The 25,530-nt window shown below is 36.2% G+C and carries 24 protein-coding genes, 1 tRNA gene and 1 riboswitch; of the genes, 9 read left to right on the top strand and 16 right to left on the bottom strand.

Going from position 1 to position 25,530, the window contains the following annotated elements:
- Positions 1 to 72 precede the first annotated feature (72 nt).
- From typA to ACPLVE_RS07105, 11 genes are all read right to left on the bottom strand, one after another.
- A complete protein-coding gene (gene typA / locus ACPLVE_RS07155) occupies positions 73 to 1,893 on the bottom strand; it encodes a translational GTPase TypA (protein WP_424610880.1) in 1,821 nt (606 codons plus the stop codon).
- Positions 1,894 to 1,991: 98 nt separating this feature from the next.
- Positions 1,992 to 2,912: a C40 family peptidase gene (locus tag ACPLVE_RS07150; protein ID WP_424610879.1), complete on the bottom strand. Its 921-nt coding sequence runs from the start codon at positions 2,910 to 2,912 to the stop codon at positions 1,992 to 1,994.
- A 7-nt stretch (positions 2,913 to 2,919) separates the two neighbouring features.
- A riboswitch (cyclic di-AMP (ydaO/yuaA leader) is annotated at positions 2,920 to 3,050 on the bottom strand.
- Between the two features lie 151 nt (positions 3,051 to 3,201).
- Positions 3,202 to 3,289, bottom strand: a tRNA-Leu gene (locus ACPLVE_RS07145).
- Complete coding sequence (locus ACPLVE_RS07140) at positions 3,254 to 3,496, bottom strand: hypothetical protein (RefSeq protein ID WP_424610878.1); 243 nt, start codon at positions 3,494 to 3,496, stop codon at positions 3,254 to 3,256. The genes ACPLVE_RS07145 and ACPLVE_RS07140 overlap by 36 nt, the downstream gene beginning before the upstream one ends.
- The gene (locus ACPLVE_RS07135; protein ID WP_424610877.1) at positions 3,478 to 5,058 is read right to left on the bottom strand and encodes an ABC transporter substrate-binding protein; all 1,581 of its coding nucleotides are present in this window, start codon (positions 5,056 to 5,058) and stop codon (positions 3,478 to 3,480) included. The genes ACPLVE_RS07140 and ACPLVE_RS07135 overlap by 19 nt, the downstream gene beginning before the upstream one ends.
- A 19-nt stretch (positions 5,059 to 5,077) precedes the next feature.
- Positions 5,078 to 6,112 (bottom strand): nicotinate phosphoribosyltransferase, encoded by a 1,035-nt coding sequence (locus ACPLVE_RS07130; protein ID WP_424610876.1) that lies wholly within the window; start codon positions 6,110 to 6,112, stop codon positions 5,078 to 5,080.
- Positions 6,113 to 6,172: 60 nt separating this feature from the next.
- Positions 6,173 to 6,730: a lytic transglycosylase domain-containing protein gene (locus ACPLVE_RS07125; RefSeq protein ID WP_424610875.1), complete on the bottom strand. Its 558-nt coding sequence runs from the start codon at positions 6,728 to 6,730 to the stop codon at positions 6,173 to 6,175.
- Positions 6,723 to 7,334, bottom strand: coding sequence for a dephospho-CoA kinase (gene coaE / locus ACPLVE_RS07120; RefSeq protein WP_424610874.1), 612 nt, complete (start codon positions 7,332 to 7,334; stop codon positions 6,723 to 6,725). The genes ACPLVE_RS07125 and coaE overlap by 8 nt, the downstream gene beginning before the upstream one ends.
- A 9-nt stretch (positions 7,335 to 7,343) precedes the next feature.
- The gene (polA, locus tag ACPLVE_RS07115) at positions 7,344 to 9,959 is read right to left on the bottom strand and encodes a DNA polymerase I (protein WP_424610873.1); all 2,616 of its coding nucleotides are present in this window, start codon (positions 9,957 to 9,959) and stop codon (positions 7,344 to 7,346) included.
- Between the two features lie 72 nt (positions 9,960 to 10,031).
- Positions 10,032 to 10,829 (bottom strand): zf-HC2 domain-containing protein, encoded by a 798-nt coding sequence (locus ACPLVE_RS07110; RefSeq protein ID WP_424610872.1) that lies wholly within the window; start codon positions 10,827 to 10,829, stop codon positions 10,032 to 10,034.
- Positions 10,819 to 11,403: an RNA polymerase sigma factor gene (locus ACPLVE_RS07105; protein WP_424610871.1), complete on the bottom strand. Its 585-nt coding sequence runs from the start codon at positions 11,401 to 11,403 to the stop codon at positions 10,819 to 10,821. Before ACPLVE_RS07105 ends, ACPLVE_RS07110 begins: the two co-directional genes overlap by 11 nt.
- Before the next feature lie 164 nt (positions 11,404 to 11,567).
- On the opposite strand from ACPLVE_RS07105, the gene ACPLVE_RS07100 reads away from it, so the two are divergent.
- The 4 genes from ACPLVE_RS07100 to ACPLVE_RS07085 all read left to right on the top strand — a co-directional run bounded on the left by ACPLVE_RS07100 (position 11,568) and on the right by ACPLVE_RS07085 (position 16,261).
- Positions 11,568 to 13,307, top strand: coding sequence for a LytS/YhcK type 5TM receptor domain-containing protein (locus tag ACPLVE_RS07100; RefSeq protein WP_424610870.1), 1,740 nt, complete (start codon positions 11,568 to 11,570; stop codon positions 13,305 to 13,307).
- The gene (locus ACPLVE_RS07095; RefSeq protein WP_424610869.1) at positions 13,279 to 14,016 is read left to right on the top strand and encodes a LytR/AlgR family response regulator transcription factor; all 738 of its coding nucleotides are present in this window, start codon (positions 13,279 to 13,281) and stop codon (positions 14,014 to 14,016) included. The genes ACPLVE_RS07100 and ACPLVE_RS07095 overlap by 29 nt, the downstream gene beginning before the upstream one ends.
- A 142-nt stretch (positions 14,017 to 14,158) precedes the next feature.
- Complete coding sequence (locus tag ACPLVE_RS07090; protein WP_424610868.1) at positions 14,159 to 15,955, top strand: carbon starvation CstA family protein; 1,797 nt, start codon at positions 14,159 to 14,161, stop codon at positions 15,953 to 15,955.
- 12 nt (positions 15,956 to 15,967) lie between these two features.
- Positions 15,968 to 16,261 carry a CC/Se motif family (seleno)protein gene (locus ACPLVE_RS07085; RefSeq protein WP_424610867.1) on the top strand — a complete coding sequence of 98 codons (294 nt, stop codon included), beginning with the start codon at positions 15,968 to 15,970 and terminating at the stop codon, positions 16,259 to 16,261.
- Between the two features lie 15 nt (positions 16,262 to 16,276).
- Here ACPLVE_RS07085 and ACPLVE_RS07080 read toward each other — a convergent pair whose 3' ends face one another.
- A complete protein-coding gene (locus ACPLVE_RS07080) occupies positions 16,277 to 16,798 on the bottom strand; it encodes a hypothetical protein (RefSeq protein WP_424610866.1) in 522 nt (173 codons plus the stop codon).
- 108 nt (positions 16,799 to 16,906) lie between these two features.
- On the opposite strand from ACPLVE_RS07080, the gene ACPLVE_RS07075 reads away from it, so the two are divergent.
- Together ACPLVE_RS07075 and pdaB are read left to right on the top strand one after the other, a co-directional pair.
- On the top strand, positions 16,907 to 18,232 hold the full coding sequence (locus tag ACPLVE_RS07075) for an amino acid permease (protein ID WP_424610865.1): 1,326 nt from the start codon (positions 16,907 to 16,909) through the stop codon (positions 18,230 to 18,232).
- A 134-nt stretch (positions 18,233 to 18,366) separates the two neighbouring features.
- Positions 18,367 to 19,296 carry a polysaccharide deacetylase family sporulation protein PdaB gene (pdaB, locus tag ACPLVE_RS07070; RefSeq protein WP_424610864.1) on the top strand — a complete coding sequence of 310 codons (930 nt, stop codon included), beginning with the start codon at positions 18,367 to 18,369 and terminating at the stop codon, positions 19,294 to 19,296.
- Between the two features lie 2 nt (positions 19,297 to 19,298).
- On the opposite strand, the gene ACPLVE_RS07065 is transcribed toward pdaB, so the two are convergent.
- Both ACPLVE_RS07065 and ACPLVE_RS07060 read right to left on the bottom strand, forming a co-directional pair.
- Positions 19,299 to 19,706, bottom strand: coding sequence for a PspC domain-containing protein (locus ACPLVE_RS07065; protein WP_424610863.1), 408 nt, complete (start codon positions 19,704 to 19,706; stop codon positions 19,299 to 19,301).
- Between the two features lie 19 nt (positions 19,707 to 19,725).
- A complete protein-coding gene (locus ACPLVE_RS07060) occupies positions 19,726 to 20,007 on the bottom strand; it encodes a LiaF transmembrane domain-containing protein (protein WP_424610862.1) in 282 nt (93 codons plus the stop codon).
- 85 nt (positions 20,008 to 20,092) lie between these two features.
- On the opposite strand from ACPLVE_RS07060, the gene ACPLVE_RS07055 reads away from it, so the two are divergent.
- Both ACPLVE_RS07055 and ACPLVE_RS07050 read left to right on the top strand, forming a co-directional pair.
- Positions 20,093 to 21,016 carry a glycosyl hydrolase family 18 protein gene (locus ACPLVE_RS07055; RefSeq protein WP_424610861.1) on the top strand — a complete coding sequence of 308 codons (924 nt, stop codon included), beginning with the start codon at positions 20,093 to 20,095 and terminating at the stop codon, positions 21,014 to 21,016.
- 73 nt (positions 21,017 to 21,089) lie between these two features.
- Positions 21,090 to 23,198 (top strand): YcdB/YcdC domain-containing protein, encoded by a 2,109-nt coding sequence (locus ACPLVE_RS07050; RefSeq protein WP_424610860.1) that lies wholly within the window; start codon positions 21,090 to 21,092, stop codon positions 23,196 to 23,198.
- 26 nt (positions 23,199 to 23,224) lie between these two features.
- On the opposite strand, the gene ACPLVE_RS07045 is transcribed toward ACPLVE_RS07050, so the two are convergent.
- The gene (locus tag ACPLVE_RS07045) at positions 23,225 to 23,779 is read right to left on the bottom strand and encodes a TIGR01440 family protein (protein WP_424610882.1); all 555 of its coding nucleotides are present in this window, start codon (positions 23,777 to 23,779) and stop codon (positions 23,225 to 23,227) included.
- A gap of 207 nt (positions 23,780 to 23,986) precedes the next feature.
- On the opposite strand from ACPLVE_RS07045, the gene ACPLVE_RS07040 reads away from it, so the two are divergent.
- Positions 23,987 to 24,583, top strand: a complete 597-nt coding sequence (locus ACPLVE_RS07040) for a superoxide dismutase (RefSeq protein ID WP_424610859.1) — start codon at positions 23,987 to 23,989, stop codon at positions 24,581 to 24,583.
- A gap of 44 nt (positions 24,584 to 24,627) precedes the next feature.
- Here the strand turns inward: ACPLVE_RS07040 and ACPLVE_RS07035 are convergent, their stop codons facing one another.
- The gene (locus ACPLVE_RS07035) at positions 24,628 to 25,527 is read right to left on the bottom strand and encodes a DUF2268 domain-containing putative Zn-dependent protease (RefSeq protein WP_424610858.1); all 900 of its coding nucleotides are present in this window, start codon (positions 25,525 to 25,527) and stop codon (positions 24,628 to 24,630) included.
- Positions 25,528 to 25,530 lie beyond the last annotated feature (3 nt).

The following is a 25,530-nucleotide window of genomic DNA, read 5'->3' as shown; positions in this document are numbered from 1 at the left end:
AGTCGCATTTACACACAAAATGCCACTTCTTTATTTTGTCAACAGTCTGAGAGAGGGCCCTAAGGCTCCCCATTATTTTTGTTTTGCACTTTTATACCTCTGCTGTGAATCTAGAATTTTCTTTCTTATCCTTATGCTCAGTGGCGTGACTTCCACCAATTCATCGTTATCTATAAACTCTAAAGCTTCCTCTAAGCTCATCTTTTTTACAGGTGAAAGCCTTAAAGTTTCTTCAGCAGTTGCAGACCTTAGATTTGTAACGTGCTTTTTCTTGCACACATTTACTTCAATATCTCCACCTCGAGAATTTATTCCAACGACCATGCCTTCGTACACTTTTGTACCCGGTTCGATAAAAAGAGTACCTCTCTCCTGGGCATGATAAAGACCATAAGTAGTAGCGACACCTGTCTCAAAAGCAACAAGTGCTCCTCTTGATCGGGATGGAATTTCACCTTTGTAAGGTTCATAACCGTAAAATACAGAGGTCATTATTCCATTTCCTTTTGTGTCAGTCAAAAATTCCGATCTGTAGCCTATCAAACCCCTTGTAGGAATCTTAAACTTAAGCCTTATGGTACCAGGCTTTAGAGTGTGCATATCCATCAATTCCGCCTTCCTGGGTCCTAATTTTTCTATTACGACTCCCATGTATTCCTCTGGAATATCTATGGTTAAAAGCTCAATAGGTTCCATTTTTACCCCATCTACTTCTTTAAATATCACAGTAGGCTTGGAAACCTGTAACTCATAACCTTCTCTTCTCATGGTTTCAATTAAGATAGAAAGATGAAGTTCCCCTCTTCCGGAAACCTTGAAAGAATCAGGTGAATCTGTTTCCTCCACCCTTAGTGCTATATTTGTCTCCAGCTCTTTATAGAGCCTTTCCCTTAAATGCCTAGAAGTCACATATTTCCCTTCTAATCCTGCGAAAGGACTTGTATTCACACTGAAGGTCATGGACACAGTAGGCTCCTCTATTTTAACAAAATCAGCGGGTTCAGGATTATCTTTATCCGCTATTGTTTCTCCAATCTCAATATCGCTAATTCCCGAAACAGCCACTATATCTCCTAGCCTTGCCTCTTCAACAGGTACTCTTTTCAATCCTTCAAACTGGTATATATTGTTTATGGTAAATTTCTGTATATTACCGTTTAACTTGCATATAGCTACTTCATCTCCCACCTTGATTTTCCCTCTTATCACTTTTCCAATAGCAATTCGTCCTATATATTCATCATAATCCAGCGTAGTAACAATAATCTGCAAAGGCCCTTCCATATCACCTGAAGGAGCAGGAATGTATTTTATTATAGTCTCAAAAAGCGGTCTTAAATCATGAGACTCTTCTTTCAAATCCAGCATGGCTATTCCTTCTTTACCTGAAGTATATACCACAGGAAAATCAATTTGGTCATCATTTGCTCCAAGTTCTATAAATAAATCAAAAACCTCATCGATAACTTCATTGGGCCTTGCATCGGGTCTATCAATTTTGCTAATTACAACAATGGGCTTTAAGTCAAGTTCTAAGGCCTTGCTCAACACAAATCTCGTCTGGGGCATTGGCCCTTCAAAAGAATCTACTAATAGCAATACACCATCTACCATTTTTAAAACCCTTTCAACTTCTCCACTGAAATCGGCATGTCCCGGCGTATCAACTATATTTATTTTTACATCTTTATACCTGACTGCCGTGTTTTTGGCTAATATAGTTATGCCTCTCTCTCTTTCGAGGTCGTTAAAGTCGAGTATCCTCTCTTCCACTTTTTCATTCCATCTGAATATGCCACTCTGCTTGAGCATAGCATCTACCAAAGTAGTTTTACCATGGTCAACATGAGCAATAATCGCTATATTTCTTACATCTTCCCTTACCGTCCTCATAAGGTATCTCCTTCCATAAAAAGGTATGTCGTGTACAGTATTATATGATATACCAATAACTTAAAATAGTCAATATAAAAAGAGCACTACAAAGTGCTCTACTTAATCACCCTTTTAGCTTTTACATAGTGAGAAAGGTAATACCCTTCATTAAGAGGACTTATAATAACTTTTCCAGCTCCTGAAGAAGCATGGATGAACTGCCCATCCCCGATGTATATACCTACATGGTTTATAATGCTACTGCCCAGAGTCTTAAAAAATACCAGATCTCCTTTTTCCAAAACATCTCGGCTAACTAAGTCTCCTACATTAGCCTGCTCGTCAGCCGTCCTAGGTAAGCTAAAACCGAAATTTGAAAACACATAAGAGACAAACCCTGAGCAATCAAATCCTCTAGGAGAACTCCCGCCGTAAACATATCTAGTTCCTAAAAATGATTTAGCATAATCTATTAATTTATCTACAAGACTCCTATCAACATCCCCTCTTGATGCAGTGGATCCATTCCGAACCGCTAAGTACTGTCCATAAATCCATCCTTCTTGTCCATCTGAAAGCCTTACCTTGTACCATCCATTCTCCTTCTCTAAAACTGCAACCTGCGTGCCTTTGGAAAGCTGCCTCAATACTTTCCCCGACAAACTGGCTTCACTTCTTAAATTTACATAGCTTCCTGTTACAATCCCTACATTCGCATCTCTCGTTTCTTCTCGAGAAGTTGGGAGAGGAGATCTAACTGCCAGAAAATCCGCGTAAATCCATCCTTCTCTGCCATCAGGGAGCTTAATCTTGTACCAAGACCCCTGTTTTTCTAAAACAGTAACCGTTTCGTTTCTGTTAACCTGGGTAATTACGCTGCCTGAAAGAGAACCTTCGCTTCTTACATTCACATAATTTCCCGTAACCTTCCCAACCCCTAATCCCTCTCCAAAAACTGGATGCAGGAAAGCATTACCTATCAGCGTCATGCCAAAAACAGAGACACCAAAGATAACTTTTCCTAGTTTTGATTCCATTTTGCAAATCTCCTTCCTTTAATGCCTCCGGAGTTAGCTGTCGGGTGCGGGACAGAAGGCATCCCTACTGCGGCAAAGCCGCAGATTAACCCCAAAAAGCGGTTCCTCCGTACCTTTCGGATTCGGCAAGATTGCAAAGTCCTTTTTTCTTATCTTATCACAGGAAAATTTCAAAGTCAATGTTTACATTACATTTTCTTAAAAAATTTAATCTTTTCTTAATATATTTTATAAAAAATTAATCTTTTTGATACAAAAAAATAAAAGGGAAAAACTCCCTTTCTTCCATTGGTGCGGGCGGTGGGACTTGAACCCACACGGGATTACCTCCCACGTGCCCCTCAAACACGCCTGTCTGCCAATTCCAGCACGCCCGCCTGTACTTTTTTATTATACTTGCTATCTACCTCATTTGTCAAGGTGGCGAGATTATTCATTAGTTCCAGTATTGATATAATCACTGAGTCGTCGTACACCCAAACGTACGCGTCTGCCAGTTCCGCCACCGCCGCAGAACGTCTTTGTACGTCATAAATTATATAATCTTTTGCGCCACCTGTCAATACTATTTTTTTAAATACCAATTTGCAATATTGTTAAAGACGTTAAAAGAAGTTGGATCAATGCCTTTGACATAATCATAAGACATCACAGCGCCTTCTATATAATAGAGGCCTATCACTGGTTGTTCGTCAGATATCAATTCTCCTAATTTGTAATAACTGCTTTTTAAACTCTTTTCATCAGTGGAAAGAAAAATTTGTCTAAAAAGTTCATCCACTTTAGGATTGCTGTACCCCATAAAATTATCTTTGCCCTTTGTCATAAACAAAGAAGAGATATCTTGATTATAATTCAAATTCCATTCCATCAAAACCAGATCAAAGTTTCCAGAAAAGATCGATTTCAGTAATTGGTCCCAAGAAACAGAAATTACATTTATCTCAATTCCCATCTCTTTTAAATTAGCCTTTATAATCTGAGCCACCTTCAAAAGATACTGGTTGTCAGTATTTACCAGTAAATTAAAAGCAAGCTTAGTATTCCCCTTTGTCCATAGACCGTTAATTTGTGACCACCCAGCTTCTTTTAATAACCTTTGGGCTTCTTTTACACTATATAAAGATGCAATTTTAGGGCTATAAAGCCATGAATCTGGTCTTATTGGAACATCAGATTTTAAACCATGTTTAAAATACACTTCTCTTAGAATCTTATCAACATCTATACTATAAGCTATAGACTTTCTTACAGCTACATCAGAAAAAACTTGTTTTTTTAAATTTGGTGCTAGAAACACGTAAATTTGTCGAGGATATTTATATATGTTTATTTTCGAGTCTTCTCTGTATTTGTCCCAATCAAAATCTTTTACAAAAGTAAAATCTGCCTCTTTACTCAAAAAAGACGAAATCATAGCATTCTCATCTGAAACTATTTTAAAGTCCACTTCTTCAATATAGGGTTTCTTACCCCAATAATCATTATTTTCCTTCAATATAACTTTATTTCCTTCTTCATAAGAAACAATCTTATATGGACCTGTTCCAATAGGGACCAAACTGGAATTGCCAATATCACTCTTCTCCTTATATTGATGGGAAGCAGCAATCGGAAAAATAAATAAAGCCAATGGATTCGCAACAGGAGAACTTAAATCTACCTCAAACTCATAGTCGCTTATTTCTCTATAAGAAGAAATATAATTCTTTATCAAGTCTTTATAGGGACTTTTTGAATTAGCATCGAGAAAAGAATCCATTGTGAACTTTACGTCCTTTGCTGTAAAGCTTTCTCCATCCTGCCACCTTACATCCCTTCGAAGATAAAATTTTATATTAAGTCCCTTTATTTCCCATTTATAAGCAAGAAGAGGCAGAGGCTTTAAACTCTTATCCATGGTTATAAGAGATTCCATTGTCAGATTAAGGAGTTGCCTTGCCATTTCATTATCATTCAAAAAGGGATTTAAGGTATCAAAAGGAGTTATATTAACTCTTAATACTCCTCCCTCTTGCACTATCTCCTTCGACTTTTCTTGTGATTCTTCTTTTTTTTGGGGACTTTCTGCAATTCCTGAAGGTCCAATCTTACATCCACTAAGAAGAAATATAAAAATAAAGACAAGGAGCAAAAATCTTTTCATAAAAAATCATCCCCGAGACTTACTTGACTTTCTTTAACTTTTTATTTTCTATTATTCCTGGAATTCTCCCCCTTTTTGCTACAGGAATCCCCTCTACTTCTTTTATGTCCATCGTCATATCGATGGGCTGGGCATCAGATATATAGCTTCCAACTCCAAAAGCATCTGCACCGCTCTCTGCCAAAAGAGCAATTCGCTCAGGAGTAAGACCACCTGAAACTATGATTTTAACATGAGAAAAACCTTTCTGATTGAGCCTTTGCCTTAATTCATAAACTAAATCAGGAGTAACTCCTCCTCTTTCAGAAGGGGTATCAAGCCTCACACCGTACAGTCTGTCTCCAAGGAACTCAGCGACTCTTAAGGCTTCTTCCACTTCGTCCTTAAATGTATCTACTAAGATTGTAATTTTTTCTTCTGGAGAAGTTATATCTCTATAGGCCCTTGCCACTTCCAAAGTATCACCAGCTATGAGAAAGGCCGCATGAGGCACTGTACCCCTCGGTTCTTTACCCATCAATTTTGCTCCCAACACACAGCTAGCATCGTCAGCTCCTCCAACTAAAGCAGCCCTTTCCATGACAGGAGCTACGGCAGGGTGGACATGCCTTGCACCAAAACATAAGACAGGCTTATCCTTTGCCACTTCTTTGAGCTCTCGTGCTGCAGTAGCCCATCCAGAAGAACTAGCTAGAATCCCTAAAATAGCTGTTTCATATACTCCGAATTCACTGTAAGGACCTTTTATTCTCATAACAGTCTCTTTCGGCTCAAATGCCTCTCCTTCTTCTAATGACCAAACCTCCACCTCTTTATCCTTAAGGAGGCTCATGACTTCGGGCAGTCCTGCAAAAATTCCCTTTTTCCTAGGAAATATTTCCGCAGTAACGACCTTGTCCTGCACACCTAAATAGGTCAAAATATCCTGTGTACGTAAAAAATAAACGTCAGTAGTCCATGCGTTTTTTATTTCCTCATGGGTAGCAGAAAAAAATTCTCTTTGCTCGTCAATTTTTACTTCTTTTAAATCCCTTAGATATCTTAACTTTTTCATCTGTAGCCTCCCTACCTAATATTTTTTCTTCTTTAACGATTACTATTATACCAGTTTTCTTCACTTTTTTGTATATATAAACTTGTAAATCTGATAGGCCGTCAATACCTTCTTGACATATCTATCTGTCTCAGGAAATGGAATATTATGTAGTCTCTTTCCATCCTGTGAAAATCTCTTATCTTTTAGCCAAAGGTCTACATTTCCACATCCACCGTTGTAGGCTGCTAATGCCAATTTTAAATCTCCACCAAAATTTTTCAAAAGATAACTAAGGTACCATGTCCCCATTTTAATATTAGTGTCGGGATTAAAAAGCATTTCCTCTCTAAAACCTTTAATACCGATTTTCCCAGCAATCCATCGCCCGGTCTCCGGTAGTATCTGCATGAGCCCTACAGCATTTTTAGCAGACACAGCATTAGGATTAAAATTGCTTTCCACTTTTATAATCGCAAACACAAGATATGGATCTACTCCAAATTTTTTAGCCCAGGTATCTACAGACTCTTTATATTCTAAAGGATAAAATTTCTTTAAAATATAGTGGTTACTTGCCTCAAAAGTTAAAAAAATAGCTAAAATTACCAACAAAAAAAGTACATATTTCTTAACCAAAGCAATTCCTCCGATCAAATCTTGACCATAGAAGTTTTACTTGTTCTTCTGTCTTTTCTAATGTTTTACTGTTGTTTATTATAAAATCAGCATATTTTATCTTTTCCTCCAAAGGCATCTGACTTCTTATCCTCTTAAGGGCTTCTTCATAAGAGAATCCATCTCTTGCCATAATCCTCTTTATTTGTGTCTCTATGTCCACAACTACCATCCAAATTTCATCCATCATTTGATAAAGTCCTGTCTCAATTAAAAGAGCGGCATCCACCACAATTAACCTGTAATTTCCCTCCTTCTTCGCTTCCACTATCATTGCTTTTATTTTTTCTATTATCTTTGGATGGGTAATTTCATTTAATTTCTTGAGTTTTTGTTCATTTCCAAAAACAATCAAACCCAGTTTTTTTCTGTCAATCTCCCCTCTTTCATCTAAAATACCTTCTCCAAAATAATCCACAATTTCATTATATGCCTCTTGTCCTTTCGACATTATCTCACGGGAGACCAAATCTGCGTCTATTATCTTGGCACCCAATCCCGACAAAATTCTTGATACGGTGCTCTTACCTGACCCAATACCTCCCGTGAGCCCAACCACCTTCATATTTTCACCTCACTTAGCTAAAAACCAATTAGAACCTACTCCAATCTCCACCACCAACGGAACCTTGAGTTTTATCACATTTTCCATATTTTCCTTTAATATATCTTTTACCACTTCCACTTCATCCTTATAAGCATCCACCACAAGTTCGTCATGAACTTGTAATATAAGCTGCGATTTTAAACCAAGCCTTTTGAACTCCCGATGCACTTTTACCATTGCCATTTTTATTATATCAGCAGCGCTTCCTTGTATAGGAGTATTCATGGCCAACCTCTCTGCTTGTGCCCTCTGAGTGAAATTCCTCGAATTTATTTCAGGGATGTATCTCCTTCTGTTCATTATAGTTGTAACATAACCATTTTCTTTGGCAAATCTAATAACTCTCTCTATATATGCTTTCACACCTTTATACTTCTCAAAATAGTTGTCAATATATTCTTTAGCTTCCTTTCTGGAAATCTTAAGGTCTTTAGCCAAACCATAATCGCTCATCCCGTATATTATACCAAAATTTACTACTTTAGCTGCCCTCCTCATTTCAGGAGTAACATTTTCTGGAGGCACTTTAAAAACCTCAGAAGCTGTTCTCGTGTGTATATCTTCATTTTTCATAAAAGCCTCTATCAGTTTTTCATCTTCAGAAAGATGTGCCAAAACTCTCAACTCGATCTGGGAATAATCTGCCGAAACAATGTAACCGTCCTTCGTCCTAGGAATAAATGCTCTTCTTATTTGTCTTCCAAATTCTTCTCTTATAGGTATATTTTGTAGATTAGGTTCTGTACTGCTTATTCGCCCTGTAGCCGCCACCATTTGTTTGAAATTAGAGTGTACTCTATTATTTTCATCCATCAACGGCAAAAAACCCTCTATATATGTAGACTTGAGTTTCATGAGTTGTCTATACTCTATTATATCACTTACAATGTCATTATAGGCAGTAAGTTGCTCTAGCACCTCGGAATCAGTGGAATAACCTGTTTTTGTCTTCTTTATAACAGGAAGTCCCAGCTTTTCAAAGAGGAATTCACCGAGTTGTTTGGGAGAATTGACATTAAATTGGTATCCCGCTTCTTTATAAATTTTATCCAATATTTCGGCAATTCTTTCATCTATTTTTTCTGAAAGTTCCTTTAAAACGCTCCTGTCAAGAGTAAATCCAGCTACTTCCATTGTTTTTAAAACTTCCACAAGCGGCATCTCTATTTCCAGTAAAAGTTCCTCCATACCCATTTCTTTAATAAAACTCATGAGTTTATCTTTTAATTCAAATAGGTGACTGCACCTCTTGCATATGTATTCAGCTATAATATCTTCTTTTATTTCACCATACCCTTTCCTGTCTTTACCTTTTCCAAATACTTCTTCATAAGACAGTACATCGACTTTAAGGTATCTTTTCAAAACCCTGTCCAAATCATAACTAGACTCGGAAGGATTCAGAAGATAAGCCATTATTGCCGTATCTAAATATTTACTTTTACATTCTATCCCTTTGTATGAAAGTTTTACTAAGAAATCCTTTATTTCATGAGAAACAAATTCACAATCTTCCCTTTCGAACACTCCTCGTAAATCTTCTAAATTTTCAATATCCGAGTAAAAAGTAACACCATCAAAAGAAAATGCTATCTTTTTTATTTCCCCCTCATACATAAGAGGATAGAAAGCTATATTTTTAGCTTTTTCTAAAAGCTTCAAAGCCTCTATGATATTTACTTTTTCCCATTTCTGTGGTACGGCAGCAGAAACAGTCTGTGAAACTCCCTTTTTTATGTTATCCAGAAGACTGTAAAATTCAAGCCTATTAAAAAGTTCCCATAACTTTGCGTAATTAAATTCTCTCAATCTGTATTCTTCAAAATCGATCTTAATAGGAATATCTCTACTTATAGTAGCCAGCCTTTTACTCATAAGGGCTAGCTCTATATTCTGTTCTATGGTCTCTTTGAGCTTTCCTGTCAGCTTAGAGGTATTCTCAAGTATTCCTTCCACCGAACCGAATTCTTTTAAAAGTTTTATAGCAGTCTTTTCTCCTATGTTTGGTATACCTGGAATGTTATCTGATTTATCGCCCATTAAACCTTTCAAATCTATAAGCTGTCTTGGAGTTATTTCATATCTTTCTATTACAGCTTTTTCGTCAAATTCCTCCATTTGTGTTATTCCTTTTTTTGAAATTTTTACTTTTACTTTAGGAGAAATAAGTTGCAAAGCGTCCCTATCCCCCGTGACTATCACGACTTCCAGTCCTTTTTCTTCTGCGATCTTTGAAACAGTACCTATTATGTCATCTGCTTCATATCCTTCCAATTCCAGAGTTTTTATATTAAAACCATCGATTACTTCCTTCAAAAGGTCTACCTGTTCAGAAAGTTCTTCTGGCATTGCCTGCCTTGTGGCTTTGTACTCTTTAAACTCTTTGTGCCTGAAAGTAGGAGCCTTTTTGTCAAAAGCAATAGCTATGTAATCGGGTTTCTCCTCCTCCAATAATTTTAACAACATCATCGTAAAGCCATATAAAGCGTTTGTATGCAATCCTTCGCTGGTAGTGAGCATAGGTAAAGCATAATAGGCTCTATACATAAGACTACTACCATCAATTAACAAAAACTTTTCCATTTAACCACTCCCGTTTAATTTATTCTCCTTCATGTATTTTAATATACCTCAAAAAAAAGAAGATGTAAATTCTCATCTCCTTTTAAAATAAATATACCCTTTATAAACCCCAAAAATTACACCTAAAAGGCTCAAAATTGTAATGACAATCGGTTTAAAGTCCTTTCCTTTTTTTATTGAAAGGTTTATCGTAGCCCAATTATTAGGTTGTTCTATCTCTTTAGTAGTAATCTGAAATTTCGTAAACTTCCCTGTGTTTTTTAACTCAGAAATTATTCTCTCAAATCTTTCTTCTTTGACTTTAAAAGTAAATTTTACTTCCCCTTCTTCTTTGGTGTAGCTCTCCACACTTCCTCCTTCCTCTTTTACTATCTTAACAATTTCCTCAGATTCCTTATTTAAATCATTTACTTCTATGTCAATATAAGCAATTTTTGTAATTCCCCTTAAAACATTTGCAGGAAGTTTTCTTTCAATCCCCTTCTCCTCGATGCTTTTCGTTCCAGCCATCTGGATAATATCTGAGGAGGACCCTTTGTATTTTTCTAAACCAACGTCAAAATCATAAACTAAAAACATTGTCATAAGAAGTAAAGAAGCAGCTAAAATTCCAGCGAGAAAATTCTTCTTTCGGTTCCCCTTTTTTCTCTTTAATGTAGCTATTTTTTCATGTAAAGACTCATTAAATCCTGCTGGAAGCTCTTCTACAGGAAAAGCCTTTAAATTTTCCATTATCCTTTCCTGCATCAAAAATTCCCTTCTGCAACTTTCACAACTCTTTAAATGTTCTTCTAACTCCACTCTTTCCCCTTCCGCTAATTCATTATCAAAATATGCATGCATGAGTTCAAGGGCTTTTTTACAATCCATTATTCTCGCCCCTTTCCTGGGAACTTAAAAATTCGGGGAGTGATTTTATCCTTTCCCTCAAAAGATTTCTCGCTCTCCATATCCTAGATTTCACTGTCCCAAGATTAATTTTTAATATATTAGAAATTTCTTCATAACTCATTCCTTCTATATCTTTTAAAATAAGAGCTACTTTGTAATCCACAGGAAGTTTACTTATCTCTTTTCTCACCATTTCTACAGTGAGTCTTTGCTCAATTACCTCTTCCGGCATTTGAAAATTTTTTACTTCTAATCCATCTTTATGAGTTGCGACAAGGTCGATTTTCGATCTGGCCTTCCTCCTGAGATAATCCATAGCAGTATTTACAGCAATCCTATAAATCCAGGTCTTGAAACTGCTATCTTTCCTAAAGGTTTTTATGTTCATATAGGCTTTAATAAAAGTTTCTTGGGCAATATCTTTTGCTTCTTCTTTTTCTTCCACAATTCTCAATATGACATTATATACATACTTCTCATAATTTTTCATAAGCAAGCTAAATGCTTCGTCATCTCCATTTCTTGCTCTTTCCAGAAGTTCTTCCTCTCCCACCTTTCAGACCTCCTTCTTAAATTTTTAGACGAGATTGTTTAAAAATTGTTCCTTAAAATAATCCATTGCAGTATAGTAAAAATTTTTGTACAATAGAAATAACCAAGTATACCTTACAATTTCGACAAAAATGTAAAAATTCCTTTATTTTGGAGTGAATTCCTATGTATGACCTTTTGATCACTTTAGCAGAAAGGTTTAGCATAATTGCTCTTTTGGCTTTTCTCCTTTCAAAAGCGGAATTTTTCAAAAAAATGGTGTATAATACTTCTCTTACAAAAAAAGACTTAGCAGTTACTATGATAATATTTGGCCTAATTGGCATAGCAGGAACTTACTTAGGAGTTCCTATAAACGATGCAATAGCAAATTCAAGAGTAGTAGGCCCTATGGTAGCAGGACTTATAGGTGGTCCTTTTGTGGGTCTAGGAGCAGGTCTTATAGCAGGCATTCATAGATTCTTCTTAGGTGGGTTCACCGCAATCCCTTGCGGTATTTCTACTATACTCGAAGGATTCGCAGGTGGAATAATTCGCAGGTACTATAAAGGTAAATATATACCATGGGACTATGCCTTTTTGGCAGGTTTCATCGGAGAGGGCGTTCAAATGTTAATAATCCTTGCTACAGCCAAACCTTTTCACCAAGCTGTTGAATTAGTAAAAATTGTTGGAATCCCCATGATGGTAGTAAATGCAACAGGCATAGGAATATTTATGATAATAATAAAATCCATATTTGATGAAAAAGAACAAATTGCCGCAATACAAGCAAAAGTAGCTTTAGATATAGCCTCCAAAACCCTTCCTTATTTGAGAAAAGGTTTAAATGAAGAATCGGCCCAAAAAACAGCAGAAATAATATTAGAGTGCACAAACGTCTCTGCAGTAGCAATCACTGACAAGAAAAAGATACTGGCTCATGTGGGCATAGCATCTGATCACCATAAGCCAGGAAGCCCTATTTTGACCAATGCTACAAAGGAAGCTATAAAAACTGGAGAAATAAAAATAGCCAAATCCAGAGAAGAAATAGGCTGTCCTTATGAAAACTGTGAACTTAATTCTGCCGTAATTGTCCCACTTTTCAAATATGATAAATTAGTAGGTACGCTAAAACTTTATAAGGGTGGGAAAAAATCCCGTGACAACATGATAACAAACGCTGAGATAGAACTGGCAAAAGGATTAGGTCATTTAATATCTTACCAATTAGAAATTGCAGATGCGGAATACCAGAAAAAATTGGCAACCGAGGCAAAATTGAATGCTCTGCAAGCCCAGATAAACCCTCATTTTCTCTTTAATTCCTTGAATACAGTTATATCTTTCATACGCACAAATCCTCGCATTGCTAGAGAACTTCTCATAAACCTAAGTGAATATTTCAGGCACAACTTGAGAAATGTAGGAAAATATATAACTGTCGAAGAAGAATTGAACAATATAAATGCGTACCTTTACATCGAAAAAGCCCGCTTTGGCGACAAATTAAACATAGATCAAGATATAGATGTAAGTATTCTCACCTGCTACATGCCTTCCTTTATCCTTCAACCTATTGTGGAAAATGCTGTAAAACACGGAATTCTTCCAAAAGGTGAAAAAGGAACAGTAAAGATAAAAATAAAAGATGAGGGAGATTATATAAACTTCTACGTGGAAGACGATGGAGTAGGAATGACTCAAGAAGAACTTAAAAATCTCTTTAAAGAAGGGATAGGGAAAGGAGCAGGAATAGGACTTTATAACGTCAATGAAAGGCTTACTGTAGCTTTTTCTAAAGAATGCGCTTTATCTATTGAAAGTGAGTTGGGAAAGGGAACAAGAGTCTCCTTTAAAATACCCAAAATATATGTACTGAGGAATGAGATTTATGAAGATATTGAGAGCGCTAATTATTGAAGATGAAGAACCTGCTAGAGAGGAATTGAAATATTTACTAAGAGAATACGGCGACGTAGAAGTTGTAGGAGAAGCAGACAATGGAATAACCGGATTACATCTGATTGAAAAACTAAAACCAGACGTCATATTTTTAGACATAAACATCCCTAAAATACACGGCTGTGAACTGGCAAGACATATTTCATCTATTTCTGAAATAGGAAAACCTCCTTTTGTGGTTTTTGTAACTGCTTATGACATCCACGCCATAGACGCTTTTGAAATAGGAGTAGTGGACTATTTACTAAAGCCTATAAGCCATCAACGCTTGTATAAAACCTTAGAAAAAATAAGGTCTTTATACAAAGAAATTGAAATTCCGATTGAAAAGCTCGCCGTAGAAAAAAATGAAAGAATAAAGCTTCTGGACCTTAATCAAATTGTATTTGCTGAAGCCCATGAAGGAAATGTGCTGATAAAAACTAAAAATGAAACTTTTATATACAGGGGAACGATGAAAAGTTTAGAAGAAAAATTAAAAGATAAGGGATTTTTCAGAGTTCAAAAAAGTTATATAGTGAATTTTAACAAAATTTTAGAAATACTCCCCTGGTTTAAAGGAACTTACTGGCTTGTAATGGATGATGACAAAAAAACTCAGATACCCGTAAGCAAGTCTCAAATAAAAGAACTAAAAAACTTACTTGGCCTTGACAGGGAGACTTAATCCCTGTCATTTCTTTTTATTTATTCCTTATTTCTTTTTATATTAGAAATTTGCTATTTCATCTTAAAAGTGCTGAAAGCGTTTAATTAATGTGATAAAGTTTAATATGAAGTATTTCAACTCTGTTTAGGAGGGATGGTCAATGAATGGCTTAACACTAGTAATCATCGCACTAAGCGTATATGCCCTGGCATACCGCTTTTATGGTGCATGGATCGGAGCAAAAATTTTAGCATTTGACGAAAATAGGACAACTCCTGCTTACAGGCTTGAAAATGGCTACGATTACGTGCCAACAAACAAATGGGTTTTATTTGGCCACCACTTTGCAGCAATAGCAGGAGCAGGTCCTCTTGTAGGTCCAGTGCTTGCTGCCCAGTTTGGTTATTTGCCAGGAGCACTGTGGATTTTGATTGGTGCAGTTTTGGCAGGAGCAGTACACGACATGGTAATCCTATTCGCATCAGTCCGATACGATGGCTCTTCCATAATAGACATCGCAAGAAAAGAAGTAGGTAAAGTATCGGGTGTAGCAACAGCTATAGCGGTCTTATTCATACTTGTGCTTGCAATGGCAGGACTTGCACTAGTTGTAGTAAATGCTCTATACAACAGCCCATGGGGTACTTTTACAGTAGCAGCCACAATTTTAATAGCAATGTACATGGGAATTCACATGAAATATATAAGAAAGGACGACATATTAGGGGCTACTGTAATAGGCGTTTTACTCCTTATATTGTCCGTTGTAGCTGGCCCCTATATTGAAAAGACAGCTCTAGGGCATTTTCTCACCTTTAATGCGAAGCAAATGACAGTGATTTTAGCAACTTATGGTTTTGCAGCCGCAGTATTACCTGTATGGCTGTTGCTTGTGCCAAGAGATTATCTTAGCACCTATCTCAAATTAGGTGTTATGGCACTTCTTGCTATAGGAGTTATAATTGTAAATCCTGAAATAAGAATGCCTGCAATCACTCAATATGTAGCCGGCGGTGGTCCTATAATCCCCGGAAAAGTATGGCCTTATGTGTTTATCACAATCGCCTGCGGTGCAATATCCGGTTTCCATTCACTAGTATCTTCTGGAACAACGCCTAAGATGATCAAAAATGAAAAGGACATTCTACCTGTCGCATACGGAGCAATGCTGGCAGAAGGTTTTGTCGCAATGATGGCCTTGATTGCTGCAACAAGCTTAATACCAGCCGACTACTTCGCTATAAACGTTCCCCCACAAGTGTTTGAAAAACTTGGAATGACCCCAGTCGAGCTTCAACACCTCTCTAACATGGTAGGAGAAAATGTGGCAGGAAGGCCTGGTGGTGGAGTAACACTGGCAGTTGGAATGACTTATATATTTGAAAAAATACCATGGATATCCCACTTGAGTTCTTACATCTATCACTTTATAATACTGTTTGAAGCTCTGTTTATACTGACCACAATAGATGCAGGAACAAGAGTAGGAAGATACCTCCTGCAGGAAGCAGGCGGCTTAATTTACAAGCCTTTTGCAGATAGGAATTGGTGGCCAGGAATAATAATCTCCAGCTTCTTAATCTCCTTCTCATGGGGCTACCTTGTTTACGGAGGAAGTGTATCTACAATCTGGCCTATATTCGGAGCTTCTAACCAGCTGCTCGCAGGAATAGCACTGGCACTGGGAACAACTGTCATAATTAAAAAAGGCAAAGCTCAGTACGCTTGGGTGACATTTGTACCATTCCTGTTTGTTGCAACAACAACTTTGTACGCTACCTACCTAAATATAGTAAATATCTATTTGCCAAAAGGTAACTGGCTATTAGTTACACTTGCAGCTTCTATAATGATATTGGCCATTGTAATAATAGTAGACTCCTTCATTAAGTGGTACAAGTGGCTGGTTGCCGATAAACTAACAAAAGAACAAATTGAAGCAAGCGTATTCAATTAACAAGGAAACGGGGTGTGTTGTTTGAAAATAACTGACGCCGCAAAAGAGTATATATTAAAAAAAGGCGGCAATATATACATTAAATACCACGACATACGAAATAGCTGCATAGAACCTAATCTCACCCCTGAAGTGTTCATCGGAATCCCCTCAAATCCCGAGAAGTATTACGTGATAGGAGTAGACAAAATAAATGTGTACGTGGATGGCATAATATACGAACAAGAACTGGAAAACTTGACAATTGAATTAAAAAGCTTTCTCGGAATAAAATACCTGGTTGTGAGCGGATGGAAAGTAATTTAAGGTGGGAAAGTGCTCTTAGCACTTCTCCCACCTCTTTTCTATTTCCTCCAACAATTCTTCTTTTTTACTTGCAAATATTATAATTTCTTTTACTTTTTTCTTCTTTAAAAGAAAGCAATAAAAATCAACTTCTTCTTTAAACCTTATTCTAAGGAGGTCCCCTCTAATAAAATAACCGTAGCATATTTTATTGCGAATTTTCATGCCCAAAAAAGGTACATCCTTCTCTTTAATTTCTTCTACTTGAACTATTTGCGCATATTTTACGTGTGCAAAGCCAAAAACCCCAAACCTAAAAACAATCCTGTCTTCCAATACTTCATGGTGAGCATTAGCCAGTGAAAGTAAAATTCCACACGCGATTACCATTGAAAACACATAAAGCAGCCATTCAACAAACGTTTCAAAAACCTCAATGCCCTTTTCATTTATACCAATAAAGTTTCTATAAAAAATCATTCCAAATAGCAAGCAAATAAAAATAGCAAGAAAGTATAAGACCATTCTCTCACTTTTTCTAAAAGAACTATACTTCATGATCTCCCCCTTTCATTTGTATAATAACACATTTTACTACATCACAAATAAGTTTTCAATACTTTGTAAATACTATCTATTAGCCGATAAATCAAGGAGGGGTAGGCTTTGGAAAATCAAAAACTTACTATAACAGAACTGACTTTAATAGGAGTAGGAGGAATATTAGGAGCAGGTTTTTTTCTGGCAACTGGGATTGCAATTCGCACGGCGGGGCCCATAGTGCTTTTTAATTATCTCATCTCAGCTTTTATAATGTCTCAAGTATTTTATGTACTGTCAAACATGATAATATCAAATCCTGTAGAGGGAACTTTCAGAGTATATGCAGAAAAAGCACTGGGAGATGTGGGAGGATTCTTTAGCGGATGGATATACTGGACAGCAGGAATATTCATAATGGGAAGCGAGGTTACGGCTTCCGCTATATTTACTAAATACTGGTTCCCAAATATGCCACTTTGGCTCTTTTCTCTCATCTATTCGATTCTCGTAATAACAGTAAACCTCATGGGCACAAAAAATTTTGGTAAAATTGAAACTTGGTTTTCCACTATAAAAATAACGGCACTTTTTATAATTGTAATCATAGGAATATTACTGGTGACAGACATGATACCTCACAAAAACTACATAGGAATCGGTAATCTCTTTCAAAAAGGAGGATTAGCACCCTATGGTATAAAAGGCTTTCTTGCTTCCATGCTCATGTCTTTAATACCTTTTGGCGGGATAGAAGTCATTGCAATGTCTTCAGTTAAAACTAAAGATCCTGAAAAATATACTCCTATTGCGAGGAAACTTATTGTCTTAATATTAATAAGCCTCTATCTTTCTTCCATTTTCCTTCTCCTTATCACCGTGCCATGGAATACTATATCCCTAAAAGAAAGCCCTTTTATAAAACTTTTGAAGTTATCAGGAATACCTTATATAGGTTCCCTGATGAACTTCGTAATTTTAACCGCAGCTTTAACAACAATGAACGGAGCTATGTATGGAGTAACCCAAGTCCTGTACTCGTTAGGACAAGGTAGATTTGCTCCCACTTTTCTAACTACAAAAAACAAAAAAGATGTGCCTGTATACGCATTGGCCTTAAGTAGCACCGGACTATTTATCGCTGTAATACTTTCTTATCTTCTTCCAAAAGACGTTTATGAATATATAACAAGCGCCACAGGTTTTGTTCAATTTTTCAACTGGATAATAATACTTTTAACCTATATAAATTATAAAAACCCAAATCTTAAAAAAAGCAGTAAAGACATATTACTTTCATGGACAGCAATATTCCTGATAGCACTGACTCTTTCAGGAACTTTATTAGTTCCCAAACAGAGAGTCGGTTTCATAGGCGGTTTTGCAATACTTTTTATATTTTCTCTCATCTTCTATATAGCTCAAAGAACAAAGTTATTCGACAGATGGTAAAAGTGAAACTTTTACCGTAATACCACGTCTAATATAATTGAAAAGTTACAAAACTGTAACATAAAGTTAATAAATTTTTAATAAACTCATATTTTTTCAGTGATATAATGGGAGCTAGATGAGGAGATGATAAAATGCATATAAAATCTTTTGCCATCATAGTGTTGATATCTATACTTGCTGGTTCAGCCGCTTTCGCTTATAAATACATCACCGAAGATAGATATCTTACTGAACTTTACTCATCAAAACAAAATCCAATTTCGCATGACACAAATAGTGAGAAGGGCTACGAAAACCAAATCGAAAATAAAGGCGAAGAAAAAACATTTGAAGAAAATTTTCCCCAGCAACTGCCTTACATCGAAACAATAGAAAATCAAAATCTGCCACAGCCTGAGATTATCAAGCTTGTAGATAGACCAGAAAGGGACAAACTTTTTGCACCTCCCATACCGTTTAACAAGAAAACTTTGGGTTCTAAACCGTCTTCTGGAAAAGAAATAGCCTTGACCTTTGATGATGGACCTTTTCCTTTTTACACAGAAAGATATGTAGACCTATTAAAAAGCATGGATGTAAAAGCTACATTCTTTGTGATAGGAAAACATGCAGAAAAACATCCAGAACTTTTAAAATATATCTTAGAAAATGGAAATGAAATTGGCCTTCATTCTTACAGCCATCTCAACATGAAAAAATTAAAACCAGAAAAAATAGTAGAAGAGCTTTACAAAAACCAGCAAATAGTAGTAGAAGCAACAGGGATAAAGCCTACGCTTTTTAGACCTCCTTTTGGAGCTTATAACTTTACCTTGATAGAAATTTCAAACGCATTGGGACTAAAAGTAGTTTTATGGAACGTAGACCCTGACGACTGGAGAAATCCTTCTGTTGAAAATGTAGTAAACCGAGTACTATCACACACAAAAGATGGTGCAATAATACTCCTTCATGAGGGGAAACCCAATACTTTGGCTGCCCTTCCTCAGATCATAAAAGATTTAAAAGAAAAGGGATATAAATTTGTCACTGTTTCAGAACTTTTGGAAAAGAGGGATTAAAACTAATCCCTCTTTAATAATATCCATATTCCAATTCCAATTAAGACTATTGGCCACAGCATTCTAAAGCTCACAAATGGAAATAATTTAGGCATCAAAATCAAAAGACCTAAAATTATCAATCCCCATCCCAACACTTCATTCGTTTTACTATCTTTAATCTCTTTTTCACTTCCTACTTCGACCATCTCATTTTTTGTCTTATCCACTGCCTTTTCTGTCTGATAAGGATTTTCAGGAATTATAATCCACGCTATCAAGTAAAAGAGAAGCCCTCCTCCCCCAAAAATCACTGTGACGAGGCATATAAGCCTTACTAAAGTTACATCTACATTAAAATATTCAGCAATGCCTCCACAAACTCCTCCTAAAATTCTCTGCTCCCTCGACCTGTACAGCCTTTTATCCATCCACATTTCCCCCAATCTGCTACCATATTCTTAAATCAAAAGGCGGTAAATAAAAAATTTCGCTAGTAAAAAATAACATTAAAATTGCCAGCAAAATAGCTCCAACATTTATTCCGCTGTTTTCTTCCCCGTATAATTTTCTGCTAAACAAAAACTCTAGACCCAGAAAAATAAAAAAACAAGGCCATATAATCTCATATACAAAATAAGGAATGGCAATATAAAATTTTTCTAAAATGAGTATCATTCCAACAAAGATGAGGAAAATCCCACTTGTAAAAATCCCTGTCCTTTTTCTCATATTTTTTCACTCCTTATCGCCCTATAGTTTCATTATACATATTATGAAAATATAAATCAATTTTAAAATTTTTGGAGGGGTTAAAATGGACAATAAATGGTATTTTGATATAGCACCTGAATCTATTGCTGATTTACAACAGCACGCAAGAGATATAACAACGTTAATTCCCTTCTGGTATGGGGTAAAAGAGGATGGCACATTAGCAGACATGTCTTCCAGTGAAGTCAAAAAAATTGCTTCTGATAACAATTTACCTATCTATCCCATAATTCACAATTACTCAGACCCAAGAAAATCTCAGCTAATCCATGACCTAATATCTACCCCCAACTTGAGAAGAACTCTAATCTCAAACATACGCAATATGCTTGAAGTAAATAACTATCCAGGAGTTAATATAGACTTTGAATTCGTCCCTCCTGAAGACAGGGAAAACTTAAACATTTTTATACATGACCTATACATTACCCTAAAACCCATAGGTAGAATTGTCACAATTTCTGTGCCAGCAGAGCTAACTGACAATCCGAGGCATCCATTTTCTGGAGCTTTTCAATACTCCTTTATCGCCCAATACGCCGATGAAATATACATCCTGGCCTATGACGAACACTTTTCACAGCCTGGTCCGATCTCTCCGATAAGCTTCGTTACAAATGTTTTAAATTACGCCGTAACAGTGATACCTCCTCAAAAAATATGGCTTGGAATGGCTGTTTATGGGTATGATTGGACACAGAGCGTAAATTACCCAAGAACTTTAACATACCAACAAGCTGTAGACTTAGCAAAAAATTTGGGAGTAACTGTAATATACGACCAAACCGCTCAAGAATCCACCTACACCTATGTACTGGACGGAAAAATCCACACAGTATGGTTTGAAGATTCAAAAAGTTTTTCTGCAAAATTATCTCTAGTAGACAGCTATAAATTATCTGGTATAGCCGTGTGGAGATTAGGTCAAGAAGACCCTAATATATGGGATATTTTAAAAACAAAATAATTTTCCTCCCATGGGAACTTTTTTATCTTTTTTACGTCTAACATATCGAAAAATTAAAGGGAGGTCTATCTTTATGAAAAAATTTATCCCTATTCTAATCGTTTTTACTTTGCTGTTTGCTACAGTTATGTCCTCAACTATAGCACAGGCTCAAGCAGACACAAAAATAAGCTTAAAAGAAGCAATTGAAATTGCAAAAACTAAGTTAGGTATAAGTGGAAGCGGATATGATTTTACTTCCAGCTACAGTGAATATGGAAATTACAAAGTATGGAACTTAACCTGGAATTCTACCACAAAAGGGACCATAAGCGTATCTGTAAACGCAAATACAGGAGAAATTGTCAGTTATTCCACTTGGACTCCAGCATCGGAACCTTACAAGCCAGTGATACCAAAGTACACTAGAGAGGAAGCTAAAAAAGCCGCCATAGAATTTTTGCAAAAGATAACTCCTGAAAAATTTAAACAGACAGAAGAATGGACATCATCACCTTACTCTACAAATAGCTACTATGACCCAAATTACAACTTCAGTTTTGCAAGAATAGTAAACGGCATAGTTTTCCCTTACAATCTTCTTTCCGTATCTGTTGACAAAAATACTCTTAAAATAAGCTTTTACACGCAGACATGGGATGAGTTATCTTTTCCAAAACCTGAAAACATAATTACAAAAGAGGAAGCTATCAAAATTTTTAAAGAAAAAATTGGCCTAACCCTTCAATACGCTTTAATACCTCCTCAATTAGAAAAAGAATCATATAAAACTCTTTTAGTGTATGGTGTTTACCAAAATGCTCCTATTGATGCCTTCACAGGAGAAGTAAAAAAGCCCCTCTACTACTATCCTATGCCAGGCGGTAGAACTGCACCTGCTGGTGAAAAAGATATGCAATTAACTCCGGAAGAAAAGAAAGAAATAGAAGCTTCTGAAAAATACATATCAAAAGATAAAGCTCTGGAAATAGCTAAAAATTCTCTTCCTTTCTCACTGGAAGGATATAAGCTAGATAGCGCTAGTTTATACACTGATACTTATTACGCCCCTGCAAAAAATCCCACATGGAGCTTCTACTGGAACCTACAAAAAGATAATAAGTACTTTTATGTCAATGCGTCTGTAGATGCAGTCACAGGAGAGCTGACATACTTTTCAAAAACTGTCTCAGACATAGAAGACAAAGATAAACAGCCCAAATATACATCAAAAGAATTAAGAGAAATTGCAGAAAAATATTTAGAAAGGATAATCCCTGAAAAATTTAAAAACACCAAGTATTTCAATGAAACCTCCAATCCAGATTATTCTCCAAACCTTTATACTTTCACATACTTGCGCACTGCAAATGGAATTTTAGCACCCTTTAATAGTATAACAATCACACTAAATCCTTATACAGGAGAAATAACCTCTTACTACTTAAACTGGACAAATGTGAATTTCACTCCTGCAGAAAATGTAATAACTCTCGATGAAGCTTACAAAATACTCCTTGACAACTATGAAATGAAGTTAAATTACATTTTAGATTACGACTACAAATCTCCTGACGCTCTACCGAAAGTGAAATTGGTCTACCAGCTCGATTTCTATGGCTACATCGATGCTAAAACAGGTACACTCCTTGATGGAATGGGAAGGCCAATAGTTAAAGAATCAAAGGTCACTTTCACGGACATAGAAGGCAACTGGGCAGAAAAAGACATAAAAATTTTAGCAGAGTACGGCATAATTGAAGTGGAGGGAGATAAGTACTATCCCGACAAAGAGATAACACAAAAAGATTTTATAAAAATGCTGGTAAAAACAGTACAGCCACCCTATTACGACCCTATGCCAAAATCTTCAAAAGACTATGAAACCTACTACACTATTGCTGTAAGCAAAAAAATCATAAAGCCAGAGGAGAAAAACCCTGATTCTCCTGTAACGAGATTAGAAACTGCAAAAATGCTGGTAAATGCTCTTCAGGCAGGATATATTGCAGAAATACCTAACATATTTAATGTAGATTTTAAAGACAAAAATACTATCCCTAAAAATATGATAGGGTATGTAGCAATAATCTCTGGACTTAACATTATGAAAGGTTCAGAAGGGTATTTTTACCCAGAACGTCCTCTCACAAGAGCCGAAGCTGCTGCAGTTTTAGTAAGATATTTACAGGTAAATAAATAAATTAAAGGCACGGCCTTCCGTGCCTTTTATAATTTTTTATATTTTGCCCTTTCTCCTCCTACCATCTTAGGCCTTGTCCTTGCTGCGACAATTGTAGCTTCACCTATTTTATTCCGACTCAATCTCACAGGCACAACCACAGGTCTCAAATGCATTCCAATCAGGACAAGTCCTATGTCAAGCCCGGCATGTCCCAAACCCTTTAAATTTTCTACCATTACAGGATTCTTAAACTGCTGATAAGCATAGGTTTGTATTGCCCCCCCTGCATGCTCATGAGGAATGACATTTACTTCTTCAAGCCCGTACTTATCTTTTGCCTCTTCCTCTACTAAAAGAGCCCTGTTTATATGCTCACAGCCCTGCACTGCAAGGTATAACCCTCTCTTATGTATAGCCTCTAAAATTGGGTCAACTACCGCCTTTGCCACATCAAGGCTCCCTGCAGTTCCCACTTTCTTGCCCAGTATTTCGCTCGTACTTCCTCCTAATACAAAAAGGCTACCCGTTTTTAAATTAGCTATATCAAGTAACTCTTCAATTACTTCCTTTGCCTGCCTTGAAATTTCTTTTAAATCCATCTCTATTTCCATCCTTTCTACCCCCTCCTAAACTACCCTTTTTCACCATTATACCACATATCTCAAAATAAATCCCTTCAGACATCGGGGACGGTTCCTTTTGTCCGATTGTACCAAAACTTACTCGATAGATTAAAACAACATTTTTATGCACTAATTATATATCTTTTCATATGCTAAAATTAGATATTAAGAAGGAGGCATAATATGGATAAGCTTGTAGCAAAAAAATATAATCTAGTTTTAAGAGGGATATCTCAAAGGACCCTTGAAGAACACTACAAGCTCTACAATAATTATGTAGAGAAAACAAATGAAATACGTGAAAAATTAAAAACAGCTGATCGTTCAAAAGCAAATGCCAGCTATAGTGAATATAGAGAACTCAAACTAGAAGAGACTTACAATTTAGATGGAGTAAAACTTCACGAGTTATATTTTGAAAATTTAGGAGGAACAGGTGGCATTCCTGATGGCTTAATAGCATCAATGATCGCACTTGACTTTGGATCTTTTGAAAACTGGAGACAGGATTTCATAGCCTGTGGAATGGCTTCCCGGGGGTGGACTCTTCTTTGCTTTGACCCTATAGATTTAAAACTTCACAACTATCTTCAGGACTTCCACAACCACGGCATAGTATCAAGAGCGATTCCCCTTCTGGTCCTTGACACTTACGAACATGCCTATTTTATAGATTACGGCACTGATAAAAAAAGCTATATAGAGGCCTTCATGAACAATATAAAATGGGAGGAAGTAAATAGAAGGGTTACCTCTTGGATAGAAATGCACTCTTTTTAAATCAGACAAAAGGAACCGTCCCCTTTGTCCGGTTCCTTTTGTCTTTATTTTATGGACGATGTTACTATTTCCTTTGCTGGAATTATAAAAAGATCGCTTTTTTCTATTCCAGGGTGCTTTTCAATGAAATTTTCTACAAGACGCATTCCAATATAGTACCCTGTACGCGGAGGAATACTCTCATCATATCCACTAAAATATCTAAAATACTCTTCCCTACCTAGCGGTCTATCCCAAATATTTCTTAATTTACTCATAAGTTCTTTTTCATTATTTACGCACCAAAAATACACATCCTCTGTATATCCCAATACTTTATACAAAGGTTCTTCGGGAAAAACCCATCTTGTAGTCATAACCGCTAAACCCTCTTCAATCAGAAATTCAAAAAGAGGAAGTTCCTCTACTGCCTTATCTAATTTAAAGCCATTTTGGAAAAGCCATTTTGTCAAAGGATTTGAAGGATTTTTATAGCGAAATGCATGGCCTATCTCATGAGAAAGCCATAAAGGTATGTCTTCATAAGGCATTGGTATACCGAAAAAAGTCTTACCATGAGCTTCTATTGCTAAACCTACAGCAGGTCGACCTTCAAGAAAATATTGAAAAGCATTGCTTGTATAAAGTCCTATAATAAGATACACATCTATATCTTCAGCCTCGGGAAAAATTTTTACAATTTTATTCATTCCCCTAGATACGTTAAAGCGAATTTTTTCTTCATTAAACTTAGAAAGTAGATCCTGCCTATTTTCACTTTTTTCAAACCAATGTTTTTTATACTCTATAATGCATCTTTCCCATGGCATTTCTTTTGTGAAAAAGAAATTATTGCAATACTCTTGTATGACTAACCGATTCTTTTCAAGATAATTTTTTAAAAATGCCTCCCAATTTAACTCTTTAAGTGCATCTATACCATCAAGATAAAGGTCATGTACCATTTT

It is taken from the genome of Caldanaerobacter sp. (assembly GCF_049701115.1).
Taxonomy (GTDB): domain Bacteria; phylum Bacillota; class Thermoanaerobacteria; order Thermoanaerobacterales; family Thermoanaerobacteraceae; genus Thermoanaerobacter.
The sequence above is the reverse complement of the archived record's forward strand: the minus strand, read 5'-3'. Positions and strand labels throughout refer to the sequence as shown.